The following is a 15,376-nucleotide window of genomic DNA, read 5'->3' as shown; positions in this document are numbered from 1 at the left end:
ACCCCCTCTGGAGCTCGCATGGTCGACATCACCGAACGCCTGGTCACCGCGAACGGGATCGAGGTGAACGTGGCGACCGCCGGACGCGGACCGGCCGTGCTCCTGCTGCACGGCTTCCCGCACACCTGGCGGCTGTGGTCGCGGGTCGTCCCCGCGCTCGCCGCGCACCACCGGGTGATCGCCCCGGACCTGCGCGGACTCGGCGCGAGCACCCGTGCGGCCGACGGCTACGACGCGGGGAACCTGGCCACGGACGCCGAGGGCGTGCTGGACGCGCTGGGCGAACCGACGGCCGCGGTGGTCGGGATCGACGCGGGCACTCCCCCGGCGTTCCTGCTCGCGATGCGCCGACCCGAACGAGTGCGGCGGCTGGTGCTGATGGAGTCGCTGCTGGGACCGCTGCCCGGCGCGGAGGCGTTCAGCCCGCCGTGGTGGTTCGGGTTCCACTCGGTGCCGGGGCTGGCCGAGGAGGTCGTCCAGGGCCAAGAGGCCGCCTACCTGCGGTTCTTCCTGAACGCGGGCACGCTCGGCCGGGGCGTCCCGGCGGAGGTCGAAGCGGCCTTCGTCGACGCCTACACCGGCCGGGAGTCGCTCCGCTGCGCGTTCGAGCACTACCGGGCGATGCCGGAGTCCGGACGGCAGATCCAGGACGCCGCCCGGACGGGCAGGCTCGCGGTGCCGACGATGGCGATCGGCTCCCACCCGGTCGGGAAGGCCCTGGAGCACCAGCTGCGGCCGGTCGCCGACGACCTGACCGGCCACCTGCTCGACGACTGCGGGCACATCATCCCGCTCGACCGGCCGAACGACCTGCTGCCGCTGCTGGAGGGGTTCCTCAGCTAGCCGACGTCACCCGGTACACGTCGTAGACGCCCTCCACGCTGCGCACCGCCTTCAGCACGTGGCCGAGGTGCTTCGGGTCGCCCATCTCGAACGAGAACCGGCTCACCGCCACCCGGTCGCGCGAGGTGGTGACCGACGCGGACAGGATGTTGACCTTCTCGTCGGCCAGCACCTTGGTCACGTCCGACAGCAGCCGGTGCCGGTCCAGCGCCTCCACCTGGATCGCCACCAGGAACACCGAGGACGCCGACGGCGCCCACTCGACGTCCAGCAGCCGCTCCGGCGAGGCCAGCAGCTCGTCCGCGTTCGTGCAGTCCGTGCGGTGCACGCTCACGCCACCACCGCGCGTCACGAACCCGAGGATGTCGTCGCCGGGCACCGGGGTACAGCACCGGGCGAGCTTCACCCACACGTCCGTGGCGTCCTTGACGACCACACCCGCGTCCCCGGTGACCCGGCGGCGCGTGACGGTGGACGGCGTGGAGCGCTCGGCCAGCTCCTCCTCGGCGTGGTCGACCCCGCCGAGCTGGGCGACCAGCCGCTGCACCACGTGCCGACCGGAGGTGTGGCCCTCCCCCACCGCGGCGTACAGCGCGCTCACGTCGGGGTAGTGCAGCTCCTTGGCCAGCGCGCCCATCGAGTCGGCCGACACCAACCGCTGCAAGGGCAGTCCGACGCGGCGGACCTCCTTGGCGATCGCGTCCTTGCCGACCTCGATCGCCTCTTCCTTGCGCTCCTTGGCGAACCACTGCTTGATCTTCGCCTTGGCCCTCGGCGAGGCCACGAACGACAGCCAGTCACGCGACGGGCCCGCTCCCTCGGCCTTCGAGGTGAAGATCTCGACGACCTCGCCGTTCTCGAGCTTGCGCTCCAGGGCGACGAGGCGGCCGTTCACGCGGGCGCCGATGCAGCGGTGGCCCACCTCGGTGTGCACCGAGTAGGCGAAGTCGACCGGCGTCGACCCGGCGGGCAGCGTCTCGACATCACCCTTCGGGGTGAACACGAAGATCTCGCGCGCGGCGAGGTCGAAGCGCAGCGACTCCAGGAACTCGCCGGGGTCGGCGGCCTCGCGCTGCCAGTCGAGGAGCTGGCGCATCCAGGCCATCTCGTCGACCTCGACGCCCTTGCCGTTGTGCGTGCCGCGCGTCTCCTTGTACCGCCAGTGCGCCGCGATTCCGTACTCGGCGGTGCGGTGCATGTCGTACGTGCGGATCTGCACTTCCAGCGGCTTGCCGTCCGGACCGATCACCGTGGTGTGCAGCGACTGGTAGACGCCGAAGCGCGGCTGGGCGATGTAGTCCTTGAACCGGCCGGGCATCGGCTGCCACAGCGCGTGCACGACGCCCATGGCGGCGTAGCAGTCGCGGACCTCGTCGACCTGGATCCGCACGCCCACCAGGTCGTGGATGTCGTCGAAGTCGCGGCCGCGGACGATCATCTTCTGGTGGATCGAGTAGTAGTGCTTCGGCCTGCCCTCGACCTTCGCGGTGATCCGCGAGCCCTCCAGCTGGCCGGTCAGCTCCTTGATCACGCCACCGAGGTAGGTGTCGCGCGAGGGCGCCCGGTTCGCGACCAGCCGGACGATCTCGTCGTACTTCTTCGGCTGCAGGATCGCGAACGCGAGGTCCTCCAGCTCCCACTTCACCGTCGCCATGCCCAGGCGGTGCGCGAGCGGGGCGAGGACCTCCAGGGTCTCCCGCGCCTTGCGCGCCTGCTTCTCGGGCGGCAGGAACCGCATCGTGCGCATGTTGTGCAGCCGGTCGGCCAGCTTGATGACCAGCACGCGCGGGTCCTTGGCCATGGCGATGACCATCTTGCGGATGGTCTCCGCCTCGGCCGCGGCGCCGAGCTTCACCTTGTCGAGCTTCGTCACGCCGTCGACCAGCCGGGCGACCTCGTCGCCGAAGTCCTCGCGGAGGGCCTCCAGCGAGTAGTCGGTGTCCTCGACGGTGTCGTGCAGCAGGGCCGCCACCAGCGTGGTGGTGTCCATGCCCAGCTCACCCAGGATCGTCGCCACGGCGAGCGGGTGGGTGATGTAGGGGTCGCCGGACTTGCGGCGCTGGGGCCGGTGCTTCTCCTCGGCCACGTCGTAGGCGGCCTGCAGCAGGGCCAGGTCGGCCTTGGGGTGCAGTCCGCTGTGCACGGCGGCGAGGGGTTCGAGCACCTGCTTGACGGGCGCCGCCCGCTGGGCGGTGATGCGCCGCGCGAGTCGCGCGCGCACGCGCCGGGTGGCTGACGGCGGCCGTGCGGGCACGGGCTGCGTCGTCGCCGCGGGTTCGGTGTCCTGGCTCAACCACGCTCCTCAGGGGCTAGAGACCCGAGGATAGCCCCGCGAGCCGGCAAAACCGGCGCGCGGGGCGACGAGCGGGGCACTTCACACGGCGAGCAGCGCGCTGACGTTCCGCCCGGCTAGTCGCTCGCGACCGCCCAATGCGGTGATCTCCAGGACCACGGAGACCCCGGTCACGATCGCCCCCGCGCGCTCCACGAGTGTGCAGGCGGCCTCGGCGGTGCCCCCGGTGGCGAGCACGTCGTCCACGATCACGACGTGCTGACCAGGCCGGATGGCCTCGGAGGGCAGTTCCAGCTCCGCCGTGCCGTACTCGAGCTCGTAGGGCTCTCGGTCCGCGACCGACGGCAGCTTGCCCGGCTTGCGCAGCGGCACGACGCCGTAGCGCCAGCCGTACCCGAGCGGGGCGCCCAGCAGGAAGCCGCGCGACTCGATCGCGGCGACCACCTGCGTGTCCGGGTGGATGTCGTCCTGCAGGGCGTCGACCACGGCGCGCAGTGCGTCCGGATCCGCCAACACCGGCGTGAGGTCCCGGAAGACGACACCCGGACGGGGGAAGTCCGGGACCTCACGCAGGAGCTTCAGCGCGTTCTCCAGCTTCAACGCTGCTTCTTGCCGGTCGGACGGCCGCGACGGAGGTCGCTGGCCTTGGGGGTGCGCGACGGCACGCCCGCGGCCGCGGCGTACGCCTTCTCCTTGCGGATCTCGGCGTCCACCACGGTCTCGTCGGTCGACTCCACGGCGTCGTCGACGGACTGGCCCGCGGCGAGCTTGCGGGCCTGGCTGGCGCGGCGGTCGAGCACCCGCTTGGCCTGGGCCTTGTACTTCGGGTCGCGCATCTTCAGGTCGACGGCCGCGGGCGTCGCGATGAAGATCGACGACAGGGCACCGATGAAGATACCGGTGAGCTGCACCAGCGCGAGGTCCTTGAGCGTGCCGACGCCGAGGAAGCCGACGCCGATCACGAGCAGGCCGAGCACCGGGAGCAGCGCGATCAGCGAGGTGTTGATCGACCGCATCAGGGTCTGGTTGACCGCCAGGTTGGCCGCCTCGCCGTACGTGCGGCGGGTCAGGCCCAGGATGCCCCTGGTGTTCTCCTTGACCTTGTCGAACACGACCACCGTGTCGTAGAGCGAGAAGCCGAGGATGGTCAGCAGGCCGATCACCGTCGCGGGCGAGACCTCGAACCCGACGAGCGAGTACACGCCCGCCGTGATGATGACGTCGTGGAGCACGGCGATGAGCGCCGCGATGGCCATCGACAGCTCGAAGTACAGCGCCAGGAAGATCGCGACCGCGATCAGGAACACGACCAGCGCGATCAGGGCCTTGGTGGTGATCTCACCGCCCCAGGACGCGCTCACCGCGCTGTCGCTGATCGCCTGGATGCCGCCGGTCGGCTTCAGGTCCGCGTCGAGCGTGCTCTTCAGCTTGGCGACCTGCTCGACGTTCAGCGTCTCGGACCGGATCTGGATGGTCGCGGTGTCGCCGACGCCGACGCTCTGCACGGCCGTCGCGTCCTCGCCGAGCGCCTTGGAGAAGCTCGACTTGACCGCCTCGACCGTGATGGGGCCCGAGGAGCTGGTGGACGGCATCTGGACCTTGGTGCCGCCGACGAAGTCGATGCCCAGGTTGAACTGCTTGATGCCGATCGAGGCGATCGAGATCAGCAGGATGATGCCGAAGAGCACGTACCAGCGCTTGCGCTTGCCGATGATGTCGAAGGCGCCCGTACCCACGTAGAGGCGGTGGAAGACACCGTTCCCCTTGACCTTCGCCACGTCAGGCCTCCTTCACGGCGGTGCTCTTCGAGCCCGCGTGAGCGCGCTGGTCGACACCGGCCTGCTGCGCCCCGCCGAGGCCGGACAGCTTGGGGTTGGACAGGAACTTGGACTTCGACGCCATGGCCACCAGCGGGTGCGTGACCAGGAAGACGACCACCAGGTCGAGCACCGTCGACATGCCGAGCGTGAACGCGAAGCCCTTCACCTGGCCGACCGCGATCACGTACAGGATCGCCGACGCCAGGAAGCTCACGCCGTCCGCGGACAGGATCGTGCGCCGCGAGCGGATCCACGCCCTGGGCACGGCCGACCGGAACGACCGGCCTTCGCGCACCTCGTCCTTCAGGCGTTCGAAGAACACCACGAACGAGTCCGCCGTGATGCCGATCGACACGATGAAGCCCGCGATGCCCGCGAGGTCCAGGGTGAACCCGATCCAGCGGCCGAGCAACACCAGGACGGCGTAGACGATGCCGCCCGAGAGGACCAGCGACATGATCGTCAGGATGCCGAGCAGGCGGTAGTAGAACAGGCAGTAGAGGAACACCAGGCCGAGGCCGATGCCACCGGCGATCAGACCGGCCTTGAGCGAGGCCAGGCCCAGGGTGGCGGACACCGTCTCGGCCTCGGAGGCCTCGAACGACAGCGGCAGCGAGCCGTACTTCAGCACGTTCGCGAGCTGGTCGGCCTCCTTCTGGGTGAAGGTGCCGCTGATCTGGGTGCTGCCGCCGAGGATCGGCTCGTTGATGTTCGGCGCCGACACGACCTGGCTGTCGAGCACCACGGCGACCTGCTGCTGCGTGTTCGCGGTGGTGAACTTGCCCCACTTGGAACCGCCGTCGCCCTTGAAGTCCAGGCTGACGACGAAGCCCGCGCCCTGCGGGTCGCTGCCCGAGGTCGCGTTGTTGATGTCCTCACCGGTGAGCCGGGTGTAGAGCGAGAAGTCGTCGGCCTTGGTGGTCTTGTCGTCCGCGGCCGGGTTGACCGGGGCGAGCACGTACTTCGCCGTCTGGTCCTGGTCGCAGGTGATCAGCGGCTTGTCGAAGTCGTCGTTGCCCAGCAGCGGGTCCTGCTTGGGGCAGGTGAACGCCGTCAGCGCCTGCGTCACGGTCTGCGCGTCCAGCGTGGTGAGCGCCGGGTCCTGGCGGCAGGCCTTGGCCTCCGCGATCGCCTTCGTGACGTCCTTGTCGTACTCGCCGCCGAAGACCTTCATGCAGTCGGGCTGGCCCGCGGGCGGCTGGGCCGCGTCGCTGGCCGGGGGCTGCGCCGGGTCGCTCGCGGCGGGCGACGACGGTGCCGTCGGGTCACCGCTGGCGGGCTGGTTCTCCAGCAGCGGGGCCGGACGGCCCTGCGGGGCGGCGCTCGACGACGGCGTCCCGGAGCCCGCGGTCTCGCCCGGCGGGACGGACCCCGACGTGGGGGGCGTGCTGCCGGACGTCGGCGCGGCGCTGCCGGTGGTGGACGGCGTGCCGCTCTGCGGGACGGTCGGCGCGTTCGGCAGCGGCTGGCCGACGACCTTGCGGAACGCCAGTCGGGCCGTCTTGCCGAGGCTCTTCGCGCCCTCGCCGTCGGCGCCGGGAACGGTGATGACCAGGTTCGTGCCGTCGCGGACGACCTCGGAGCCGGACACACCGAGACCGTTGACGCGGGTCTCGATGAGCGTGCGGGCCTGGTTGAGCGCCTCGTCCGTCGGCGTCTTCCCGTCGGGGGCTCGCGCGGTCAGCGTGACCCGCGTTCCACCCTGGAGGTCGATGCCGAGCTTGGGGGTCGCCTTGCCGCTCCCGGTGAAGAACACCAGGGAGTACAGCGCGACCACGATGAGGACAAATGCGCCCAGGTACTTCGCTGGGCGGATCTGCCCGGCCGGAGGTGCCACGGTCCGTCCGTCTCCTCGAACTGGAAGATGATGTCAGGTCGGCCACCCGTTCCCGGTGGAACGGACAGCACGCCCTCACCCGAAGGTGTTCAGTCCGGGCGAGGGCGGAGCGTACCCCGCGTCGTGTGAGCTGGACGTCACTGCCCGCAGTTGGCACTTTTGACCGTTGCCAACCGCGGGACCGCACGCCCGTTCAGGCGCTCACTTCTTGGCGTTGTGCTCCAGCGGCTCGGCGACGACGGCGGTCGACGCGGGGGTCGCGGACGGCGACGCCGGGGTCTCGACCTCGGTCACCTCGTCGAGCTCCTCGTCGTCCTCGTACTCGTCGTCGACGGTGTCGGCCGCGACGATCTTCTCGCGCACGGCCTGGCGCAGCCAGGTCGTCACGACGCCGTCCGCGATCTCCAGGTCGATCGTGCTCTCGTCGGTGGCGTCCGCGACCGTGGCGTACAGGCCGGAGGTCGTCATCACGCGGTCACCCGGCTCCAGCGAGCTCAGCAGCGTCTGCTGCTCGGCCGCCGCGCGCTTCTGCTTGCGCGCGCTGAGGAACAGCGGCACCGCGAGCAGCACCAGCAGCAACGGGAACATCAGGGATGAGAGTTGCATCATTCTCCGTTCGGCCGGACGACCGATCGGTGTCCGGAAAGTCCGATTTTTCTGGGTGCCAACGGCGATTGTGCCAGGTCACCGAACCCGATCACTCGTCAGGCCGACGGTGGCCGCAATCCCAGGTGCAGCCAGGCCGCGTCGGTGGCCACCCGTCCCCTGGGCGTACGCGCCAGCATGCCGGCTCTGACCAGGTAGGGCTCGCACACCTCCTCCACCGTGGTCACCTCCTCACCGACCGCGACCGCGAGCGTCGCGACGCCCACCGGGCCGCCGCCGAACGAGCGCACCAGCGCGCCGAGCACGGCCCGGTCCAGCCGGTCCAGGCCCAGCTCGTCCACGTCGTAGACGGCGAGCGCGTCGCGGGCGACCTGGAGGTCCACCACGCCGTCCGCGCGGACCTCGGCGAAGTCGCGGACCCGGCGCAGCAGCCGGTTCGCGATCCGGGGAGTGCCGCGGGACCGGCCCGCGATCTCCAGCGCGCCGTCCTCCCGCAGGTCGACGCCCAGGATCTTCGCCGAGCGCCGGACGATGTGGTCGAGCTCGTCGGCGGTGTAGAACTCCATGTGCCCGGTGAAGCCGAACCGGTCGCGCAGCGGACCGGTCAGCGACCCGGACCGGGTGGTGGCGCCGACCAGCGTGAACGGCGCGATGTCCAGCGGGATGCTGGTCGCGCCGGGGCCCTTGCCGACGACGACGTCGACCCGGAAGTCCTCCATCGCGAGGTACAGCATCTCCTCGGCGGGGCGGGCGATGCGGTGGATCTCGTCGATGAACAGCACGTCGCCCTCGACGAGGTTCGACAGCATCGCGGCGAGGTCGCCCGCCCGTTCCAGCGCGGGGCCGGAGGTGATCCGCAGCGACGCGCCCAGCTCGGCGGCGATGATCATCGCGAGGCTGGTCTTGCCCAGGCCGGGCGGACCGGACAGCAGCACGTGGTCCGGCGGCGAACCGCGCCGCATGGCGCCGTGCAGCACCAGCTCCAGCTGCTCGCGGACCTTGAGCTGGCCGACGAACTCGGTCAGGTCCTTCGGCCGCAGGGTGCCCTCGACGTCGCGCTCGGTCGGGACCACCAGCGGCGAGAGGGGCTCGTCGGAGTCGTCGAAGTCGAAGTCGGTGCTCACGACGCCTCCGCGCGGGCGGGCACGTCGGCGGTGCCCGCGGCTGGGACAAGCACGTCGGTGCGACTCACCGCTTGCGCCCCAGGGCCGCGAGCGAGCGGCGGAGCACGGTCGGGGTGGACTGGGCGGAGTCCTCGGCGATGACCGCGTCCACCGCCGACTCGGCCTGCTTGGCCGGGAACCCGAGCCCCAGCAGCGCCTCCACGACCTGGTCGCGCACCTGCGGCGCGCCCTCCGCGACGCCGTCCGCGCCGGGCAGCGGGCCCGCCTTGTCGCGCAGCTCGATGATCAGCCGCTCGGCGCCCTTGCGGCCGATGCCGGGCACCTGGGTCAGCACGGTGATGTTGCCGTCGGCCAGCGCCGCGCGCAGCTTGTCCGGCTCCAGCACGGCCAACGTGGCCAGCGCGAGCCGCGGACCGATCCCGGACACCGTCTGCAGCAGCCCGAACAGCTCGCGGGAGTCCGCGTCGGTGAAGCCGAACAGGGTCAGCGAGTCCTCGCGCACGACGAGCGCCGTCGACAGCCTCGCCTCCTCACCGCGGCGCAGCCCGGCCAGCGTGGACGGGGTCGCCTGCACGGCGAACCCCACTCCCCCGACCTCCACGACCACGTGGTCGAGCCCGATGGACAGCACCTGTCCGCGCAGCGACGAGATCACTTGGCCCTGCCTCCGTTCTTCGCCGCCGCCTGGGCGAGCCTGAGCTTGTGGGTGCGGGCAATCTCGGCGGCCTTCGCCTGCGCCTGCGCCATCCTGGTCTGCAGCGGCGCCCGCCAGATGTGGCAGATCGCCAGCGCGAGCGCGTCCGCCGCGTCCGCGGGCTTCGGCGCCTCGGCGAGACCGAGCAGCTTGGTCACCATGGTGGTGACCTGCGACTTGTCCGCGCGGCCCGACCCCGTGACGGCGGCCTTGACCTCGCTGGGGGTGTGGAACATGACCGGGAGACTCCGGCGCGCGGCGGCCAGCGCGACCACTCCGCCCGCCTGCGCGGTGGCCATCGCGGTGCGCACGTTGTGCTGGCTGAACACCCGCTCGATCGCGACGACCTCGGGGCGGTACCGGTCCAGCCAGACCTCGACCTCGTCGGCGAGGTGCAGCAGCCTCGTGGCCAGCTCGTCGTCCGGTGAGGTGCGGACCACGTCGACCGCGACGATCCGCACGGTCCGGCCCGGTCCGCCGTCCACGACGCCGAACCCGCACCGGGTCAGGCCTGGGTCGACGCCGAACACGCGCACTGGGGTCCCTCCACCGAGACGAACATCCGTTCGAACTTTAGTGGGTGCGGTCCGGGCGGCTCCGCCCGACACGCGACAGTCACGGATCAGCGACATCGGGCGCGCCTTCGGTCGACACTGCGTCACCGCGTCACTACAGTGACCACGTCCCATTGATCCACTTCTTCCTTCTCGACCGCGGCGAAGCGGGGGCCATGACACTGAGAAGATTCGGTGCCCGGGCGGCCTTCCTCTGCACCCTCCTGGTGCTCTTGGTGGCGGTCGTGGTGTCGGGCGTCCTCGGCCACGGGCTCTCCGTCGCGCTGGACAAGACCTCGCAGCTGGCCGTGTCGGTCACCGCGGTCGTCGTCTACTGGCGGACCGCCCACGCCCAGGAGGGCGTCGAACGCCGGTGGCGGCTCTGGATGACCGCCGCCATGACCTCGCTGTCGATCGGCCTGCTGGCCCTGGGCTGGACCCAGCTGGTCCTCGGCCTGTCGCTGACCGAGCCGACGCTGCTGCCGGTGGGCTTCATCATGCCGACGGTGCTGGCGATGGGCACGGTCCTCACGCTGGGCTTCCTGCTCTCGCCGGTGCTCGCGATGGGCGCGGTGCTGGCGCTGGCGCGCGGGTCGTCGGACTCGGTGCGCATCCCCCGCGGCCGGGTCGTCGTCGTGCTCGACGGGCTGATAGTCGTGGGCTCGCTGTTCGTGCTCACCTGGGTGGCCGCGCTGGAGTCGATGGTGCAGGCCTCGGTGACGTCGAGCCCCGGCTTCGCGATCAGCATCGCCCACCCCACCGTCTACCTCGTGCTCGTGGTGACCCTCCTGGTCACGTCGTGGACCCACCAGCCCGTGCGCAGGCTGCCGATGCTGCTGCTCGCGCTCGCGGCACTGGCCCAGTCGGGCTCCGGCTGGGTGTTCGCCTGGTTCGTCACCCACGGCGTGACCACCATCCCGCCGATCGCGGACGCCGGTTTCATGGCCTGCCCGGTGCTGCTGCTGCTCAGCGCCCTCGCCCCGGCCAAGACCCGCTCGGCCCGCCGCACCGGGTCCAAGGAACTGCCGCACCTGCTGGTGCCCTACCTCCCGCTGCTGGTCACCGGCCTGTTCATCGCGATCGGCACCGCCACGGGCGTCCGCTTCAACCCGCTGGAGATCTACGTCGGCCTCGGCGTGATGTTCCTGGTCATCGTGCGCCAGCTGATCACCCTCATGGACAACGCCGCCCTCGTGGCCAAGCTGCACGAGAGCCAGGAGCAGCTGCGCCACCAGGCCTTCCACGACCCGCTGACCGGCGTGGCCAACCGCGAGCTGTTCCGCGAACGGCTGACCGCCGCCCTGCGCCGCGGCGAACCGGTGGTGCTCGCGTTCATCGACGTGGACGGCTTCAAGACCGTGAACGACAACTACGGCCACGCCGAGGGCGACGCGGTGCTGCGGATCGTGGCGACCAGGCTCCAGCGCTGCGTGCGCGACCAGGACACCGTGGCCCGGCTCGGCGGCGACGAGTTCGGCCTGCTCGTGGAGAGCGGCGCGGTGGACCCGTCGGAGATCGGCAACCGCGTCCTCGACGCCCTCAAGACCCCGCACCAGACGCAGGGGCGCGAGCACGAGGTCCGCGCCAGCATCGGCATCGCCCACCGGCACGACTGCGACGAGGACGTCACCGCCGACGACATGCTGGGCACGGCCGACGCCGCGATGTACACGGCGAAGCGGCTGGGCAAGGGCATGGTGGTCGTGCACGGGTCGGTTCCCGAGCTGCGGTGAACGCCCCCGCCCCGCTGACGGCCGACGAGGTCGTCGCCGCGCTCGGACTGGTGGAGCTGCCCGTGGAGGGCGGGTACTTCGCGCAGGGGTACCGGTCGGAGGACCTGTCGACCATCTACTACCTGCTGCGGGACGGGGAGTTCTCGGCGGTGCACCGGTTGAGCGGGGTGGAGGTGTACGCGCACCACGCGGGGGCGCCGTTGCGGTTCCTGCTGCTGCACCCGGACGGGACGGTGACGCGTCCGGTGCTGGGGTCCGATCTCGGGGCCGGGGAGAGGCCGCAGCTGGTGGTGCCCGCGGGGGTGTGGCAGGCGAGCGAGCCGGTGGGAGGGTGGGCTTTGGTGACGACTGTGGTGGTGCCGCCTTATACGGATGAGGGGGTGGAGTTCGGGGAGGGGGAGTTGGGGGAGGCGTATCCGGGGTACGGGGCGGAGGTGCGGCGGTTGTGCGGGGTTGTCGAGGGGTAGCGAGTGCGCCTGGTCCGTGGCTGGGTGGGGGTTACGACCTGCGGTGGTGTGGTCGATTTGACTTGGGGCCCCTCTTTTTGGGCTTTGTCGGCGTAAAAGGGCAGGTGGTAGAGCGTGCCCGCCGACTAATTGTAAGCCCAAAAACCCCAAGTCAAATCGACCACGGTTGCGTGCTTTTCGTTGCGTACCAGCGGCTTTCGTGGGTCGGACGTTCTTCGTTGGTGCTGCCTTGTTGCTGCTCCTGCTCCCGCCCCTGCTTTGTTGTTGCTCTTGGTCTTGCTCTTGCTTGGTCGGTCAGCGGTAGGGGCCCTGGCCGGTGGGGCGGATGAGGATTTCGTTGACGTCGACCGTGGTGGGTTGCGAGACGGCGTAGAGGACTGCGCGGCCTACGTCGGCGGGGGCGAGTTTTGGTTCGGTGGTGCGGGTTTTCGGGATGGCGGTGGTGTCGGTGAGGCCTGGTTGGAGGAGGGTTACGCGGACGCCGGTTTCGGTGCATTCGGCGCGGATGTTCTGGGCGAGGGCGGTGACGGCCCATTTGGTGGCGGAGTAGAGGTTGCCGGGGCGGGTGCCGCGGCCGGCGGCGGAGCCGGTGAGGACGAGGTGGCCGGTGCTGCGCATGAGGGCGGGCATGGTGGCGCGGGCGGTGTAGGCGGGGCCGCAGATGTTGGTGAGGACCATGTCGGACCAGTCCGGGGGTGGGGCGCCCTGGTCGGTGGTGAAGGACGTGACGACGCTGCTGCCGGCGTTGGCGAAGACGACGTCGATGGAGCCCCACTCCTCCTCGACGCGCGAGGCGAGGAAAGCGAGCTCGTGCCAGGCGGTGACGTCGCAGCCCGCGGCCCACACGCGGTCGGGGCCGCCGAGTCTGGTGCCGAGGTTGACTAGGTCCTCGGGGTGGCGGGACGTCAGCACCAGCCGGTAGCCCGCGGCGGCGGCGAGTTCGGCGGTGGCCGCGCCGATGCCGCGGGAAGCACCCGTGATCATGAATACCGGATCGCCCATGACGCGCACGCTACTCAAGGTCGTCAGCGAAATGAGAGCGACACCTGATTGGATCAACGCGTTGGTCCGAACCAGGTGGGGGACACCATGAACATCACACGCAGATTCGCACTGGGGCTCGGTTCCGTGGCCGCCGCTTCCGCCGTTCTGGGGACGTCGGCGGCGACCGCCTCGGCCCAGGCGGACGAGGTGGACACCGAGCCGGAGCTGGAGAGCGTGATCCCGGGGACGGCGGAGGTGGCGCGGCGCAAGGTCGCGCGGAAGTACCGGCTGGAGACGCGCAAGGCGCGGGGCACGTGGTCGTCGTACATCGGGGTCGCCGACCCGAACGGCACCGTGCGGTCCGCGGTGGAGGAGAACGCCGACGCCGTGGTCGAGGCGTACAGCGTGAACAAGATCGCGGTCGCGGTGACCGTGCTCGACAAGGTCGACCGCGGTCTGCTGACGCTGGACCAGCGGATCGAGGTGACGGCGGACATCGTCATCCAGGACACCGACGGCATCTTCGGCCTGGACGGCGCGTACCCGAGCTCGGTGACGATCGGCCACGCGCTCGCCGCGCTGCTGACCGTCTCGGACAACACCGCGGTGCGGCTGTGCGGCCTGGTGGTGCCCGCGGCGGAGATCAACGAGATCCTGCGGTCCAAGGGCTTCGTGCACACCCAGGTCGTGCCGGTGGCCAACCCGAACCGGTACTACCTGGGCACGACGACGCCGCGCGAGACCTTCACGCTGCTGCAGAAGCTGGTGAAGGGCGAGCTGCTGTCGGAGGCGTCCACGGCCCACCTGCTGACCGTCCTGCGGTCGCTCACCGCGTTCACCGACGGCATCCGGCTGGAGCTGTCGTCGAACGAGCGGCTGCAGGTCGCGACGAAGGCGGGCTGGTTCGACGACGGCCGCAACGAGGCGGGCGTCGTGTTCGACAAGACCGGCAAGCCGATCATCACCTACGCGCTGTTCGCGTCGGGGGCCTTCCGCGGTGACGCGGCGGAGAACCTGGAGAACTACGGCGCGACGCACCCGGCGCTGCGGGCCCGCACGGCGATCGGCCGGACCCTGTTCGACTCGGTCCTGCGGATCACGTCGAGCACGCCGCGCTCCTGGCGTTCGCAGGGCTACCGCCCGTGGAAGGGCGCCTGAGGTATTTCCCGGCGCCCAGCGCCCTCCGGGAAGGAGACCGGGTCGGTCGTCGCCGCCGTCGACGACCGACCCGGTCGGGCGCGGAAAACGCTTGCGGTGAGCGCCGTGCCGCACCCGTCGCCTGCGACGACTACGCTCCGGAGCAGGCGAACGAGGAGGCACGGGTTTGACTCCCAGGCAGGTCACGCTGGCGGAGGTCGCGAGCCACGCGGGGGTGTCGCTGGCGACCGCGTCCCGCGTGCTCAACGGCAGCACGCGGCAGGTGAGCGACGAGCTGCGCGACCGCGTCGTCGGCTCGGCGGAGGAGCTCGGCTACCTCCCCAACGCCGCCGCGCAGTCGTTGGCGCGCAACAGCAGCGTCCTGGTCGGTCTGGTGGTGCACGACATCTCCGACCCGTACTTCTCCAGCATCGCCGCGGGCGTGACGAGGGTCGCCGAGGAGGCGGGCCTGGTCGTCGTGCTGGGCACGACCGGCCGCGACCCCGACCGCGAGGTGGAGCTGCTCTACACGCTGCGCGCGCACCGGGCGCGGGCCGTCGTCATCGCGGGCAGCCGCACGACCAGCCGCGCGAACACGGCCAGGCTCGCCGCCGAGATCGAGGCGTTCGGCGCCCAGGGCGGTCGGGTGGCGTGCGTCTCGCAGGCGCGGATCCCCACCGACACCGTGGTGCCGTCGAACCGGGCGGGCGCCCGCTCGTTGGCGCGCGAGCTCGCCGCGCTCGGGCACAAGAGGTTCGCCGTGCTCGCCGGACCGCCCTCGCTGGTGGTGGCGGGCGACCGGCTGGCCGGGTTCAAGGCGGGCCTCGCGGACGCGGGTGTCGACCTGCCCCCGTCGGCGGTGATCACCGGGGCGTTCACCAGGGACGGCGGCTACGCGGCCGCGAACGACCTGCTGGCCGCCAAGACCGGCGCGACCTGCGTGTTCGCCGTCAACGACGTGATGGCGCTGGGCGCCATGGCGGCGCTGCGCGACCGCGGGCTGAGGGTGCCGGAGGACGTGTCGGTCGCCGGTTTCGACGACATCCCCACGCTGCAGGACCTGGTGCCGGGGCTGAGCACCGTGCGGCTGCCGCTGGAGGAGCTGGGCGAGCGGGCCGCGCGGCTCGTGCTGGACGAGGGCTCGGTCGAGCCGCGGACGGTGAAGGTGGCGGGTGAGGTCGTGCTCAGGGCGAGCACCAGGGCACCGTCCGGAACCGGACTGCGCTGAGGGCCGTACGCTCTAAACTGGACCGAACTCTGTCCCACCTGCAAGATCCATCGAGG

General features: G+C 71.0%; 14 protein-coding genes. 5 read left to right on the top strand and 9 right to left on the bottom strand.

The window, feature by feature from the left end; genetic code table 11:
- Positions 1-18 precede the first annotated feature (18 nt).
- The gene (locus CLV43_RS42395; RefSeq protein ID WP_106195930.1) at positions 19-843 is read left to right on the top strand and encodes an alpha/beta fold hydrolase; all 825 of its coding nucleotides are present in this window, start codon (positions 19-21) and stop codon (positions 841-843) included.
- On the opposite strand, the gene CLV43_RS42390 is transcribed toward CLV43_RS42395, so the two are convergent.
- The 8 genes from CLV43_RS42390 to ruvC all read right to left on the bottom strand — a co-directional run bounded on the left by CLV43_RS42390 (position 836) and on the right by ruvC (position 9,753).
- On the bottom strand, positions 836-3,136 hold the full coding sequence (locus CLV43_RS42390; RefSeq protein WP_106195928.1) for a RelA/SpoT family protein: 2,301 nt from the start codon (positions 3,134-3,136) through the stop codon (positions 836-838). The genes CLV43_RS42395 and CLV43_RS42390 overlap by 8 nt on opposite strands.
- 81 nt (positions 3,137-3,217) lie before the next feature.
- Positions 3,218-3,736, bottom strand: a complete 519-nt coding sequence (locus CLV43_RS42385; protein WP_106195927.1) for an adenine phosphoribosyltransferase — start codon at positions 3,734-3,736, stop codon at positions 3,218-3,220.
- On the bottom strand, positions 3,733-4,914 hold the full coding sequence (secF, locus tag CLV43_RS42380; RefSeq protein WP_106195925.1) for a protein translocase subunit SecF: 1,182 nt from the start codon (positions 4,912-4,914) through the stop codon (positions 3,733-3,735). Before secF ends, CLV43_RS42385 begins: the two co-directional genes overlap by 4 nt.
- Position 4,915: 1 nt before the next feature.
- A complete protein-coding gene (secD, locus tag CLV43_RS42375) occupies positions 4,916-6,793 on the bottom strand; it encodes a protein translocase subunit SecD (RefSeq protein WP_106195923.1) in 1,878 nt (625 codons plus the stop codon).
- Between the two features lie 201 nt (positions 6,794-6,994).
- Positions 6,995-7,402 carry a preprotein translocase subunit YajC gene (gene yajC, locus CLV43_RS42370; protein WP_425445800.1) on the bottom strand — a complete coding sequence of 136 codons (408 nt, stop codon included), beginning with the start codon at positions 7,400-7,402 and terminating at the stop codon, positions 6,995-6,997.
- A gap of 95 nt (positions 7,403-7,497) precedes the next feature.
- Positions 7,498-8,475, bottom strand: a complete 978-nt coding sequence (gene ruvB / locus CLV43_RS42365) for a Holliday junction branch migration DNA helicase RuvB (RefSeq protein ID WP_106195987.1) — start codon at positions 8,473-8,475, stop codon at positions 7,498-7,500.
- Positions 8,476-8,587: 112 nt separating this feature from the next.
- Positions 8,588-9,178, bottom strand: coding sequence for a Holliday junction branch migration protein RuvA (gene ruvA / locus CLV43_RS42360; protein WP_106195922.1), 591 nt, complete (start codon positions 9,176-9,178; stop codon positions 8,588-8,590).
- Positions 9,175-9,753, bottom strand: a complete 579-nt coding sequence (gene ruvC, locus CLV43_RS42355; protein ID WP_170156257.1) for a crossover junction endodeoxyribonuclease RuvC — start codon at positions 9,751-9,753, stop codon at positions 9,175-9,177. Before ruvC ends, ruvA begins: the two co-directional genes overlap by 4 nt.
- A 254-nt stretch (positions 9,754-10,007) precedes the next feature.
- On the opposite strand from ruvC, the gene CLV43_RS50270 reads away from it, so the two are divergent.
- Positions 10,008-11,504, top strand: a complete 1,497-nt coding sequence (locus CLV43_RS50270) for a diguanylate cyclase domain-containing protein (RefSeq protein WP_281262205.1) — start codon at positions 10,008-10,010, stop codon at positions 11,502-11,504.
- A complete protein-coding gene (locus CLV43_RS42345; RefSeq protein WP_245887445.1) occupies positions 11,501-11,971 on the top strand; it encodes a cupin domain-containing protein in 471 nt (156 codons plus the stop codon). The genes CLV43_RS50270 and CLV43_RS42345 overlap by 4 nt, the downstream gene beginning before the upstream one ends.
- 294 nt (positions 11,972-12,265) lie before the next feature.
- On the opposite strand, the gene CLV43_RS42340 is transcribed toward CLV43_RS42345, so the two are convergent.
- Positions 12,266-12,973, bottom strand: a complete 708-nt coding sequence (locus CLV43_RS42340; protein WP_106195919.1) for an SDR family oxidoreductase — start codon at positions 12,971-12,973, stop codon at positions 12,266-12,268.
- Between the two features lie 87 nt (positions 12,974-13,060).
- Between CLV43_RS42340 and CLV43_RS42335 the strand changes: the two genes are divergently transcribed.
- Together CLV43_RS42335 and CLV43_RS42330 are read left to right on the top strand one after the other, a co-directional pair.
- A complete protein-coding gene (locus tag CLV43_RS42335; protein WP_106195917.1) occupies positions 13,061-14,113 on the top strand; it encodes a serine hydrolase in 1,053 nt (350 codons plus the stop codon).
- 166 nt (positions 14,114-14,279) lie between these two features.
- Positions 14,280-15,320 (top strand): LacI family DNA-binding transcriptional regulator, encoded by a 1,041-nt coding sequence (locus CLV43_RS42330; protein ID WP_106195915.1) that lies wholly within the window; start codon positions 14,280-14,282, stop codon positions 15,318-15,320.
- Positions 15,321-15,376 lie beyond the last annotated feature (56 nt).

Source organism: Umezawaea tangerina (assembly GCF_003002815.1).
GTDB lineage: Bacteria > Actinomycetota > Actinomycetes > Mycobacteriales > Pseudonocardiaceae > Umezawaea > Umezawaea tangerina.
The sequence above is the reverse complement of the archived record's forward strand: the minus strand, read 5'-3'. Positions and strand labels throughout refer to the sequence as shown.